This is a genomic window from Peribacillus huizhouensis, assembly GCF_014138605.1.
Taxonomy (GTDB): Bacteria; Bacillota; Bacilli; order Bacillales; family DSM-1321; genus Peribacillus; species Peribacillus huizhouensis.
In genome coordinates, this window is sequence record NZ_JACJHX010000010.1 from 1 (window position 1) to 12,953 (window position 12,953).

The window sequence follows — 12,953 nt, forward strand, 5'->3', positions numbered from 1 at the left end:
CCAAGGCATGATCGACCTTTTCTTCACTTCTACTATAAAAAAATAGTAGTACAAACCATTGTCTTGGTTTGTACTACTAAGCTTAGTATGTTTTAATTTTGCCTTAATTCGTTGATTGTTATAATACTTTATGTATTTCTCCAGTTCTAGTTTGAAATGTTCCAAACCTTCAAACTCTTCGAAATTTAGAAACTCTGATTTCATAATGCCAAAGAAAATCTCCATAACGGAATTATTGTAACAGTTGCCCTTAGGAGACATGCTTTGTGTAATACCTCGCTCTTTTAAGATACTGTTTCATTTGATAGTGCCAGCCCTGTTCGGAATGCATTAGAAGCTCGTCCTCTTCAGATAAGCATTCAAACGCTTTTTCTAACATCTCTGTAACAAGGGAATAGGTGGGGTCTAGATCCGATTGTATAGGTAATGATTTCACCGTTTAATAAATCTAAAACAGGCGTTAAATAGCGTTTCCCCCTGAATAATTTAATCTCTGTAATGTCTGTTACTCACTTCTGATTTGGCTTTTCTGCTTTAAATTAACGATCTAAAATGTTTGGCGCAATCTTGCCAGTCTTTCCTTTATTCAAACGATATTTCTTCGTACGAACAAGAGATTTTAATCCTAGTTCTTTCATGATTCGTTGAACTTTTTTGTGATTGACTTTTTGTCCACTATTTTCTAATTCATCACGAATACGGCGATTGCCATAACGACCTTCATGTTCGTTATAGATGGATTGAATTAGTTTTTTTAGTTCCGTATCTGGATCAGGCTTTCCATACTGCTTCACCCAATAATAATATGTACTTCCCGGAATTCCTGCTAGCTTCACTACTTCTTTCACCGAAAATTCACGCCTTAGTTCATAGACTACTTGTGCTTCGTCTTGTTTGGTGATTTTTCCTTGTTTTGAACTAAAGCATTCCACTTTTTTAAATAGGCATTCTCCATTTTTAAACGTTCAATTTCCTCTAGAAGTGCTTCTTGTAAACCTTCTACTGCTTGTTTCTCCTTACGTACTTTTTTCACCAATGGACGCCCCTACTTCATTCATTTAATTAAGTACGTCCCGATAGATTTATGGTCTATGCCTATTCGTTTACCTATGTCGCTATAGGATTCTTACCCGTTTAGATAATTTCTAAAACCTTTAGTTTATCTTCAAATGAAAATTTCCCCATAAAAATACACCCCAATTGTTAGTTGTTGTGTCTAACAATTGGGGTGCAGTTCACTCTGGAGTCACTTTCTATCATCAATAATCGCTGCTCTTTTCACTGTTCTTATATAAGAATGCAAGTGTAAGTCCTGCAATTATCCAGAAAATAATATTAAGCTGCGGAATAAAGATTAGGTTGTTGGAAAGGTTCTGTACCATGAATGTCGCACTTCCCGCGAATATGCCGAGTGCCACAACCTGTCCAAGTAAATTTTGTTTAAAATACAAACGAGCAAGGTATAAGAAGTATGTCACGTATATGCTCAGGAAGGCTAGGATACCGATCGTTCCTGATTCAGCCATGACCTTCAAATATGAATTATGAACGGAATATTCATCATGTCCAATATTCAAATCTGGATATTTTGTGACGTATTCCTTATACCGGACTAAGTAGTTCCCTGTACCGACACCGATGATTGGATTGTCTTTAAACATAACCCAACCGGTTTTCCAAAGCGTCGTTCGTGAAACGACTGCGCGGTTTGTTGTTGCTTCTTCTTCTTTCTTTACTAGATCCACTTCATCAGATGGCTCATCGCCTGCTATATCAATATCATCGCCGCCAGGTAACACGTTTGGCGATGATGGGAATACAAGTGTTTGGATCGCATAGATCGCTGAGTTTGTTCTTGATTGGAAATCTGGCAAGAACATGACAACGGCAAAGAGAACAATCGATGCTATTAAAAGATGCGGCTTAAAAATATTCTTAATGAATTTCTTCGGCATAATGATAATAACCAACACGAGTGCACACGCCATTGTTACCCAAGCAGCTCTTGTGTACGTTAAAATTAGGTTGACAACGTATATGCCATAGAATGCAAAGAAGAATAACTGTATTTTTTTATTCTTAAAATAGACCACTGCAAATAGCAATAAAGATGGTATAACGAAATTAAGGAAAGCTGAGTAATAGTTCGGATTGGTGATCGTTGAATAGACCCGTCCCTTCGCCTCTTTTAAGGCATATAACCCAGCTACGTTTAGCTTGAAGTTAAATACATACGTTAAAATCCCGTAGACACCAACAATAAGTGCTGCTAAGGCAAACACTTTTGCGAAGTTGATGTATTGCTTCTTTGAGAAATCAACCTTCACGACAATTAAGAATAAGAACACATATGATATAAATCGTGCAATTTCCATAATCGCCGGTGTGAGCGATTGTGCCTTTACTAATGATATAAGTGATGCTAGTAAAAACAAGGCAAAGGTAATAACAAATGGTTTAACTGGAACATTATTTAGTTTAATGGTTCCTTTCATATATTCCCAGAACGCTATGATGACCAATAACGGAATTAAGATAATCTCTATGGATAAAGGCAAAGGCCCAACATCTGTTTTAAAATATACGAGCGGTACTAGAAATAAGTGTAATAACACAAGAATATACGTCAGGCTGTTCTTCTGATTCATCTTCGTCTCCCCTCATTTACTCGCAATGGGCCACTTTAGGCAAATGCTTAACTCCACCAATTTACTAACATTAAGTGATCCCCAACGCTGAGTAACCTTTTTTCAATTAAATATGGAACAAAATATCCTATTAAACATTACATGATGATGGTGTAAATAACAATAGAAATCATTCAATTTCCAAGCATATTTCTTGCATTTTACTTTATCGTGAACATTTGTTTATCCAATATACTTTCATAGGTTTTACACGTTAATTCATATAATAGGTCGAGTGAAAAATTTGCTTTCGCATGCTCATATAGATTCAAACCACGTTCTTGTAGTTTGTTATCTATATGTAGCTGATAAGCTTCCTGCATCGCTCCACAATACGCTTCTACATCATTTACATCCGTCACCCAACCGTATCGCTCATCTGTCACAAGCTGCCTTACCCCACCAACATCAGTTGTAAGGACTGGAGTTTTTTGATTAGCCGCTTCTAATAAGGCGAGTGGAAAACTTTCACTATGCGATGCAAGCAACGCAACGTCCGATATACTATAAATTTCGTCTACATCTTTCCTGAAGCCTAGGAAGTGAACTTGCTTGTCCAAACCTAGGTCATGAACCATACGTTCAATCTCCGTTTTAATTGGACCATCTCCCACTAATAAAAGGTGGATCTTCAGGTTATTTAGCTTATTCAGTGCATGTAATACCAGATCATGCCCTTTAATCGGATGAAGGCGGGCAACCATTGTGAGAACTAAATCATCATTTTTCAAGTTAAAGCTATGCCGCATTTCTGTATCTCTCTTTAGTGGCTCGATGAAATCTATCCCATTGTAGATCGATTGAATCTTATCGCCACTAATTCCGAGCGCCATTAAGTTTGCTTTAAAACGATCGGAAACTGCGAAAAAATAATCAATCTTTTTAAGCGTAGACAAGTTCAACTTTGTAAAAAGAAAACCTTTGACGCCACCCTTCATGAAATCAAGCTTTGGATCACTATGTATCGTTGTCACCCATGCTGCTTTCATGTTCTTTTTGATGAGTGAAAGAAACAGGTTAGCTCTTGGGCCGTGTGAATGGACGATATCAAATTCTTCCTCGTTAATGAAGCCTGTCAACTTCTTTAATACAGAGAGGTCATAGCGTGAGCTCTGTTTCATTAATTCAACACGGATGCCCGCTTGTCTCGCTTCTTCTGCTAAGATCCCTTCCTGAAAAACAAGCAGACAGACTTGCTCTGTTGGAAATTTCTTAAGCAATGTATTGACGTGCTTACGGGAACCACCAGTTTCTCCACCGCTGATTACATGCAAAACTTTCATTTAAAAACCTCCGATACGGCTTCCATTCTATTAGCAAGAAACGGTTCATAACCCAAGAAAACCCCTCTGGTACGTTTTGCACCAAAGGGTCATTTGTGCTTATTTAGAGAACAACACTCTCATCAAGAACTTCGGCAAGGCGAGCTGGCGTTTTAGACGCTTCGGTTCCTTTAGCAATCGGTAAAGCCATTCGATACCAAATTTCCTAAAAAATAACGGAGCACGTTTCACTTGGCCAGCAAACACGTCAAAACTGCCTCCGACACCTTGAAAGACTCGAACATTTGTCTTATTCATATTTTCTTTAATCCAGAGCTCCTGCTTTGGGCTTCCCATGGCGACGAATAATAAATCCGCTTGCGCCTGATTGATTTTATCAAGGACGAGGTTTACGTCTTGGACATAGCCATTTTCATAGCCGGATATGTTAATATTCGGATATTTAGCTTCAATATTCTGCTTCGCCTTAACGACAACTTCTTCTTTTGCTCCGTACAAGAACACCTTGTATCCGGATTGTGCTGCAAACTGAAGGAGTCGATCCATCATATCAACACCTGTCACCCGAGAAGAGATGCTACCTCCTTTTAATTTAGAGGCAAGCAGGATACCTATTCCATCCGGAATTTGGTACGTAGATGAATTAATCAACTGTTTTAGTTCTTCATTCTCCTCTGCTTTGATCACTTTTTCTGGATTTACGGCTATGATCGTCGACTTTTCATTCCGCTCCATTCTCTTTTGTAGATCAACAATAATTTCTTCGTAGTTTAATGGTGAAACATCAACACCGAAGTATGTTTCTTTTTTCATGTTCATCTTCCTTATTATTCAGATACAGGCTCTTCCTGAATCGCTGATAATTTCGTTAAGTCACCAATACGGTAAACTGTTAAGTTTGTGTCATCTGCAGTTTTCAAGCAATTTCTCGTATCGAAAATCACTGGTGTTTTCATATTGTCTAGTAATAGCTTTTCATCCACTGATTTAAATTCATTATGGTCCACGAGAATGACAAGTAAATGAGCATCTTTTGTTGCTTCTTTAAAAGAAGCGAGTGGGAATGACACTTGTTCATCTCTCACGTGCGGATCATGAATTCGTACATCATATCTTGAATCTCTCCGTAATTTTTCAGCAATTTCAAGAGCTGGACTTTCACGAATATCATCGATGTTGCCTTTATAAGTTAAGCCGCATATAGCAAGGGCAGGCTTGTCCAATTCAGCAGTCATTCTGTCGATTTGTTCCACTACAAAGTCTGGCATTGAGTTATTGATACGTCTGCTTTCTGTAATTAGCGGTGACTCTTCTTTTGCCTTTTCAATAATGAAATAAGGGTCAACTGCTAAACAGTGACCACCAACACCAGGTCCTGGCAAGTGAATGTTTACGCGTGGATGGCGATTTGCAAGTTCAATTACGTGATGTGCATTAACCCCAAGGCGTGCAGAAATCTTCGCAAGCTCATTGGCTAATGCGATGTTTACATCACGGAAAGTATTCTCCATTAGCTTAGACATTTCTGCTGTAACAGCTTCTGTTTCGATTACATCTCCTGTAACGACAGCACGGTATACATCCGCTGCTTTCTTCGCTGCTTTTGGTGTAAGACCTCCGACAATACGAGTGTTCTCGATTAATTCAATTAATATTCTTCCAGGAAGGACACGTTCTGGACAATGCGCAAGATATACATCGTTAAACGGATCAAATCCGGCTTCTTTTATAATAGGTGCCACTACATCATCAATCGTCCGCGGCGGAATTGTGGATTCGACGATTACGACGCTCCCCTTCTCCAAAAACGGCACGATTCCCTTTGTTGCATCAATCACATAGTCGACATTCGCAGAATAGTCATCGTGAATCGGTGTTGGCACCGCGATGATGAAAACATCAGCTTTCTCTGCTGTCACAGAAGCCCTAAGCTTTCCTTTCGACACTACTTCTTCCACTAATTCTGGAAGCCCAACTTCTTCTATGTGTATTTTCCCTTTATTTAAAGAATCTACAACTTTTTCATTTACATCAATTCCAACTACTTCATATCCTGCCTTGGCAAATACGGATGCAGTTGGTAAACCAATATATCCTAATCCGATAACACAAATTTTTTCCATGTGACAAGGACCTCACTTATTTTAGTAATTCATGATCAAATGCGCCTTGGCGTATTTGCGCCCGATTTTTTTCGAGCTTGCTCGAAAAATTTCCTCTGAAAAATTGTGGCATAGGCCTGCGGCTTTATTCAGCCGGGGTTTGTACACCCACTGAATGGTTTACTCTTTTTGCATTCATCCCTTAACTATAGAAGTAGGGAACTTCTGCTGAATAAAGTTAAACTTCTTTTAATTTCTAAAATAGTATATCAGAAGTGCAGAGCAGTTGCATTAATAAGATTGATAGGTGTGCGCATGAATGGTAAAATACATGGGTGATTAACTGGAAAGATGTTTCCTATTAACCAGCTTCTTTACATACTACTGTAATTCTCTACAGAGGAGGAAAACTTTTTGAAGATTGTTATTTCAGGCTTCTATGGTCTCGGCAACACTGGTGACGAAGCCATTCTTGAATCGATTATAGATAACTTACGTGAAGGCTTGGACCATCCAGAACTTACCGTTTTTTCACTTTCACCCGAGCAAACGGCTAATACTTTCCAGGTGAAGAGCGTATATCGAGGCTGGCGCCATCAATTTAAAGAAAAAGTGAGAGCGCTTAAGGACGCTGATTTATTAATTTCAGGCGGTGGCGGTTTGCTTCAAGATGCTTATCCGACTAAATTCCTTTTTGGTCCGCTTCCTTATTATTTACTAATAGTTTTGCTAGCAAAACTATGCGGGACGAAAGTCATGTTTTTTTCCCAAGGAATTGGTCCCGTTACTTCCCGCTGGGGCAAGATATTAATGAAACTGTCCAATCTTGCTGACTTCATTACTGTTCGTGACCAGTACTCTAAGGATTACTTAGAGAATTTAGGGATTAAGAAACCAGAAACCGTTGTAACTTCAGATATTGTGTTTGCATTTAAAAAGAAAGAAGACAATCGCTGCATACAGTCTCTTCCTTTAAAAGGTAATGAGAAATTAGTAGCTGTTTCTGTTCGCCCTTGGTTCGAGCATGTGAAACAATTCGAGCAGATGGCTACCATTCTTGATACATTAATTGAAGAGCGAGGAGTGACTCCTGTTTTCGTTCCGATGGAAGGTCATCATGATAAAAAGGCGAGCGAGCAAGTAATGGCTCATATGAAGTCGGCAGATCGAACCTTAATGCTCGGAACAGACTTCACGCCTAATCAGTATTTAAATTTTATCGGAGAGTGTGACATGACTATCGGGATGAGACTTCATGCCTTGATTTTCTCCACTTTGATGGGTATTCCACATATCGGCTTCAGCTATGATAAAAAGGTAGAAAGCTTATTAAAGCGAAGCGGGATGTGGGACTACTCCGCTGATTTACATGAAATTGATGTTCCGCAATTAACAGCGAACGCCTTGAAGCTATTAGATGAGCGTGCTCACTACAGCGAGGTTGTTACAACTAATGCTCAAGCTATGCGCTCAGAAGCATTACGCAATATTGAATTACTGAAAGAAAAATTCCAAGTCTAACGTTAGAGGAGTCTATTCATGAAAATTTTAATTGCTACCGCCTATGATTACCCTCATGCAGGAGGACTATCTACACATGTTGCAACCCTCCAAGCAGGTCTTGAGGCACTTGGCCACGAAGTGGATGTATTGTCGTTTTCTGATGTATCACCCATATCAAGAAAGTTATTAGCTCAAGGTCCAAGCTTTCTTTTAAATAAATTAAAAAGAGGAAAAGGCATTATCTGGAGCCATAAGATGCGTCAAAGATTCCTAAAAGCATTGATTGAAAAAAATAAAGACAAGCAGTATGACATTATTAATGCCCAAGATCCTTTCACCACACTCGCAGCCTTGGAAAGCGGCATTCCAACCGTTTCAACGGTACATGGTTATATGACATTTGAATCTGTTAGTAAAGGCTCTATGGACGAAGGCAGTACCGAAGCAAAAATTATGCAGGATATCGAGGTCCAAGCGTATCAAGGTACAAGAAAAATTATTACGGTTGATCAACGTCTTCGTGATTATGTGAAGGACTTGTCAGGTGTTCAAGGTACAGCAGTCAGTAATTTTATTGATATCCATGGCTTCGAGCCGAACAAAACAAAGAAGGCTGAATTGCGTAAGACTTATAATGTCGATGTTGAGGCTCCGGTAATTTTTGTCCCGAGAAGATTGACGAAGAAAAACGGCGTCATCTATCCAGCACTTGCACTACCACAAATATTAAAGAGTGTGCCAAATGCTCAACTTATTTATGCAGGCAGTGGAGAGGCGTTAGCCAATATTAAAGAAATTGTCGCTGAGCATAAGCTTGAAGAACATGTAACGTTGCTTGGGGCAGTGTCCCACGATACAGTGAAAGATTATTATGCTTTGTCTGATGTCGTGCTCGTACCAAGTGTCCATTCAGCAGGTGTGGAGGAAGCCACTTCTATTTCCGCGTTGGAAGCAATGGGCTCTGGTTCTCCACTTGTAGCTTGTGCTGTCGGTGGCTTGAAGGAAATCGTCATTAACGGCGAAGACGGTATATTAGTAGAAGAAAAAAATGTGGAAGAGCTTGCTGAAGCAACTGCTTATCTATTGCAAAATCCTGAAAAGGGGCAAGAGATGGCAGATAAAGCCCGCGCAAAGATTGAACAGGACTACTCACATATTGCCGCGGCTAAAAAATATTTAGAAATCTATGAAAGTGCATTGAAATAAAATCCGACAGCGATTAGTTAGCAATATTTATCACTAATCGCTTGGTGCACAAAATAGGCTTTTGCGGGGTGTTTCCCATCTTTATTGCAAAATTTAGTAATCAAGATATGATTCATTCCGTTAAAAGTGAGATACTGAAGTAAGGCGGCTAGTACTGCCTTACTTTTTCTTATCATTCTTGCTATAAAAAGGGGTTTCATAATGTCTACACTCAAAAAAACAGCTGTGTGGCTCACTTTACTTGCAATTTTCTTGAAGCTATCCGGATTTCTGCGGGAAAGTATTATTTCCCGACAGTTCGGTGCATCCGTTGATACGGATGCTTATTTTGCCGCATTTGGATTCATCACGCTTGTTTTGGCGATGATTTCAGGCGGATTTAATAATGTCTTCCTGCCACTCTATGTGAAGCATAAAAAGACAGAATCACAATTGGCGGAAAAAGCAGCCAACGGCATCATGAACACGACCGTCCTAATTTTCCTATTGATTTCAGCATTTGCGTTCTGGTTGGCTCCTTATTTTATTCCTCTGATTTTCCCAAACATGAATCCAGATGCTGAAATTATGACGATTAAACTTTCGCAACTGTTCTTTATTTTCATCAGTTTCATTGCTTTAAACGGAATACTTGAATCCTATTTGCAAGGACGTCGAATCTTTGTACCAGCACAAATTTCAAAAATCCTAGCCACTTTAACAGGGGCTGTTTTCGCCATCTTCTTCTCAGAACAATGGGGAATTTACAGTTTGGCATATGGTTTTATCGTCGGAATTATCCTTGGGATTTTCGTTCAATTTTATTATTTAGTTAAAAGTGGATTTTCATGGTCTCCCACTTTAAAAGTGGATGTTGAATTCCGAAAAGCATTCCTAATCTTAATTATCCCTTCATTGTTGAATTCTGTTGTTGGTCAAATCAATTTACAGGTCAATAGATCATTTGCATTCGGTACAGGTGATGGGTCCGTTACCTATCTAAACTACTCGTCACTCTTAGTCAGCATTCCGAATGCGATTTATGCAACAACGATTGCAGCAATCATTTTCACACTGTTGTCCGAACAAGTTGACAATATTAAAAAATTTCAACAAACCGTTTTCATGGGGATGGAGATTTCACTTGTCACATTAATGCCAATTGCTGCAGGATTACTCGTTGTCGGTGATGCGGCTATTTCCTTCATCTATGAAGGCGGAAAATTCACAGCCGATGACACGCAAAAAACGTATTTAGCTCTCGTCTGTTACTTGCCGATGATCGTCACCCAAGGGCTTCAATTCATCACATCAAAATCCATGTATGCCCAAGGGAAAACAGCTATCATCTTCCGAATTAGTGTCACAACAATTGTTATCAATTTCGTATTAAACTTATTAATTGTAGACCGTTATGGCTATGTTGGACTCGCGATCACAAGCTCACTCGTTTCTATTTATTATCTAGTTGTTTCATCCATTGTCGTCTATAAAGATTTTCCGAAATCAGAATTGCGACGACTCGTTGGACTAACATTACGAATTATTCCACCAACGGTTATCATGGTGGCTCCAATTTGGCTACTAAAAGAGTACACACCGATTCATAACTGGTACTCCTTATTCCAGCTTACATTACTCGTTCCAATTGGTGTAATCCTATATACTTGTTCACTGTTTGTATTCTACCGCCAAGGCTTTAACAGGTTATTGAACTTATTGAAGAGGAAAAAGGCTGGCGTTTAATTTAAATTCGTGTTCAACTCGTGTATTAGATTGCGAGTTGAGCTTTTTTTGGTGGATAAGAGTGGGTTTGGGGTCTTTATACGTGGTAATAGGCATGTATAATGGAGATGGATTCGATGTTGATGAGTCAATTTGTAAATAATTTATCGGAAATCTAGTTTAATTGATCCAAACTTGTCAATAATTAATCCGAAATTCAGAGAATTAATCCATATATTAAATAATTAATCCAAACCTGAACTATTGCAAGAAACCAGATTCCTGTCATTTCTACAACCCAAAAAGAGGTCGACAACATCCGTGTCGGCCTCTTTCTTTTACTTCGCGATATTTACTTTATTCACATAGTCTGTGTGTAAATAGCTAAACTCTGTATTATTGCTATCTGATAAAACTTTGTACCAGTTCGTATTCACTGTTCCAACGATAATCAATGGATAGCCTTCACTCGGATATTTGAATTGCATTGCAAATGAAGTTCCAGCACCTTCACGAACGTTTACCCATTGTGTAGTTAGGCCGATTGTGTATGGAGTTGGGTTGTTGATAAAGTCTTTTCCCCCAAGCGCTTGATCTATGCGGTACATATGTCCAGCTACTTTTTGGCCCCAATATGGGTCAGATGCGTATCTGACGTTAATTCCACGGAATTTGTTACCTGGTGAAGCACCGTTATGATATAAGATATTTCCGTTTTCAGGAATTGGTACATAGTTTTTGTTTAAGTAATTAGTCACGAGACTTAACATGCTGTCGTACACCGATGCGTATTTTTCCCCGTCCAATGGATTACTATCAAATACTCTAATTCCGAATAAATTATTTAAATTTTGCGCATGAGGACTTAAACCATAGTTACTTTCATGTATTGCCATGCCCAATATGAGAAGTGCATTTATATGATACGTTTTTTCAATTTCCTTCAATTGCGAACCGATTCCGATCAGCTTGCTAATTTTAGTTGCATCTTTGAAGTTAACATATTTTTTGGGATCACTAACATATAAAGCTTCAAGCTCTGCTAATCTTTGTGTGATAAAGGCATCAAGCTCTGTTGCCGTATATTTGGTCTCAGCTCTTACAGAAAGCATATTAAAATATTGATAAGCTGTTCCAACTACTGTACCAGATGTTGTTTTGAATGTATTACCATCCCAACTAATATATTTCACACCTGCTTTTAAGAAAGATGGAGCAACACCTGTTGCGTAAGACACATATGATTTCTTATTATTATCATAAATGTAGTGTACTAGTTCACGATTTGCGTTTACAGAATAGTAGGAGCGGTTATCCCCCACCATTTGACTTGGTAAAAGGTAAGCATTATTATGTTTTACATATCCTGTTCTTCCCGCTACTTTGACTGTGATTTTGCTTTCATCTGAAGTCACGTATTCCAACTCAGTTGGAGGCGATCCGTTAGCTCCTGCATCTACAGGCATAATAATTGTTTTTAGGTTGGACTCGTAAATGATTGTCGTGTTTTGTTCAACAGAAGGACTGGCAACCACGATTCCATTCGTCATTTTTACAATTTTGCCATTATACGTGATAACCTGGTTAGCATTATTCGTAATGGCACGATCCGCTTCATCTAGCGTACTATAATTCTTCGTTCCTTCTGTAATGGATCCTTTTGCATCAATGGTAGCAATTTTGAAAGAGTCTTGATCAGGTGATGGTTCCGGATCAGTCTCGTTTTCATAGTTTTCAGCAGCTGTTAACATTCTGTAAATAAATGCAGCGGCTTGGGCACGGGTTGTTGTCCCTTTTGGATCAAAGCGGAAACTGCCGTTTGGCTTGCCGTTTGTATAGTTAGGAATTCCTAAAATAATATTTTGTGAAACCATACTCGCAATGGCTGCTCGTGAGATAGAGCTTGTAATTAGATCTGCATCAGTAAAATTCAGCGATCCTTTTTCACGTGGAACCTTTAGAAATGAAAGCGACTTATCAATCATATTGGCTGCTTGTTCTCTTGTGATTGTGTCATTTGGGCCAAATTTCCCGTTTTGATAGCCTGTGATAATACCAGCTTCTACTGCAGCATTGATCTCACTTGCCAAAGGGGCATTCGCAGGAACATCTGAAAACTGGGTCGTTCCTCCAGTGAGCTTAAGTGCACGAGAGATGAAAGCTGCAAACTGCGCTCTCGAAACATCTTCATTTGGTGCATATTTTCCATTCTTGTAACCATAAAGAACACCTTGTTTAATCATTTCTCGCATTTCGAATTCTAATGAGTGATTGGTTAGATCGTCTGCTGCTTTTGCTTGGTTGATCGGTAGGAATGAAACGACTAGCAAAAGACTTAGAAGGATCCCCATTACTTTCTTCATACTAAACTTCCTTTCTTACATTATTTTTTCGCAACTTACATTAATATAGTAATTTTACCAAAATTAAACCAATATTGATAATATAATTATATTTTCATAGTTATC

At 38.8% G+C, this 12,953-nt stretch carries 8 protein-coding genes and 1 pseudogene; 3 read left to right on the forward strand and 6 right to left on the reverse strand.

Annotated elements, in window-relative coordinates; all coding sequences use genetic code 11:
* Nucleotides 1–90: 90 nt before the first annotated feature.
* From HNP81_RS15005 to HNP81_RS15025, 5 genes and pseudogenes are all read right to left on the reverse strand, one after another.
* Nucleotides 91–1,045, reverse strand: a pseudogene (locus HNP81_RS15005) (IS3 family transposase); the annotation flags it as partial.
* Nucleotides 1,046–1,259: 214 nt separating this feature from the next.
* Entirely contained in the window at nt 1,260–2,648 is a 1,389-nt protein-coding gene (locus HNP81_RS15010) for an O-antigen ligase family protein (RefSeq protein ID WP_182503165.1), read from the reverse strand.
* A 200-nt stretch (nt 2,649–2,848) separates the two neighbouring features.
* The gene (locus HNP81_RS15015) at nt 2,849–3,970 is read right to left on the reverse strand and encodes a glycosyltransferase (RefSeq protein WP_182503166.1); all 1,122 of its coding nucleotides are present in this window, start codon (nt 3,968–3,970) and stop codon (nt 2,849–2,851) included.
* 99 nt (nt 3,971–4,069) lie between these two features.
* Nucleotides 4,070–4,783: a WecB/TagA/CpsF family glycosyltransferase gene (locus tag HNP81_RS15020; protein WP_028393484.1), complete on the reverse strand. Its 714-nt coding sequence runs from the start codon at nt 4,781–4,783 to the stop codon at nt 4,070–4,072.
* Between the two features lie 14 nt (nt 4,784–4,797).
* A complete protein-coding gene (locus HNP81_RS15025) occupies nt 4,798–6,093 on the reverse strand; it encodes a nucleotide sugar dehydrogenase (RefSeq protein WP_028393483.1) in 1,296 nt (431 codons plus the stop codon).
* Between the two features lie 393 nt (nt 6,094–6,486).
* Between HNP81_RS15025 and csaB the strand changes: the two genes are divergently transcribed.
* The 3 genes from csaB (at nt 6,487) to murJ (ending at nt 10,506) form a co-directional block, all read left to right on the forward strand.
* Nucleotides 6,487–7,593, forward strand: a complete 1,107-nt coding sequence (gene csaB / locus HNP81_RS15030) for a polysaccharide pyruvyl transferase CsaB (protein WP_182503167.1) — start codon at nt 6,487–6,489, stop codon at nt 7,591–7,593.
* A gap of 18 nt (nt 7,594–7,611) precedes the next feature.
* On the forward strand, nt 7,612–8,781 hold the full coding sequence (locus HNP81_RS15035; RefSeq protein WP_028393481.1) for a glycosyltransferase family 4 protein: 1,170 nt from the start codon (nt 7,612–7,614) through the stop codon (nt 8,779–8,781).
* 201 nt (nt 8,782–8,982) lie between these two features.
* Nucleotides 8,983–10,506 (forward strand): murein biosynthesis integral membrane protein MurJ, encoded by a 1,524-nt coding sequence (murJ, locus tag HNP81_RS15040; RefSeq protein ID WP_182503168.1) that lies wholly within the window; start codon nt 8,983–8,985, stop codon nt 10,504–10,506.
* 317 nt (nt 10,507–10,823) lie between these two features.
* Here murJ and HNP81_RS15045 read toward each other — a convergent pair whose 3' ends face one another.
* Nucleotides 10,824–12,848 carry an S-layer homology domain-containing protein gene (locus tag HNP81_RS15045; RefSeq protein ID WP_182503169.1) on the reverse strand — a complete coding sequence of 675 codons (2,025 nt, stop codon included), beginning with the start codon at nt 12,846–12,848 and terminating at the stop codon, nt 10,824–10,826.
* Nucleotides 12,849–12,953 lie beyond the last annotated feature (105 nt).

Excerpts from the sequence above, each read along its gene's own strand:
- HNP81_RS15045 (WP_182503169.1), bottom strand. The coding sequence starts at position 12,848 with ATGAAGAAAGTAATGGGGATCCTTCTAAGTCTTTTGCTAGTCGTTTCA.
- HNP81_RS15035 (WP_028393481.1), top strand. The coding sequence starts at position 7,612 with ATGAAAATTTTAATTGCTACCGCCTATGATTACCCTCATGCAGGAGGA.
- HNP81_RS15020 (WP_028393484.1), bottom strand. The coding sequence starts at position 4,783 with ATGAAAAAAGAAACATACTTCGGTGTTGATGTTTCACCATTAAACTAC.
- HNP81_RS15010 (WP_182503165.1), bottom strand. The coding sequence starts at position 2,648 with ATGAATCAGAAGAACAGCCTGACGTATATTCTTGTGTTATTACACTTA.
- HNP81_RS15015 (WP_182503166.1), bottom strand. The coding sequence starts at position 3,970 with ATGAAAGTTTTGCATGTAATCAGCGGTGGAGAAACTGGTGGTTCCCGT.
- murJ (WP_182503168.1), top strand. The coding sequence starts at position 8,983 with ATGTCTACACTCAAAAAAACAGCTGTGTGGCTCACTTTACTTGCAATT.
- HNP81_RS15025 (WP_028393483.1), bottom strand. The coding sequence starts at position 6,093 with ATGGAAAAAATTTGTGTTATCGGATTAGGATATATTGGTTTACCAACT.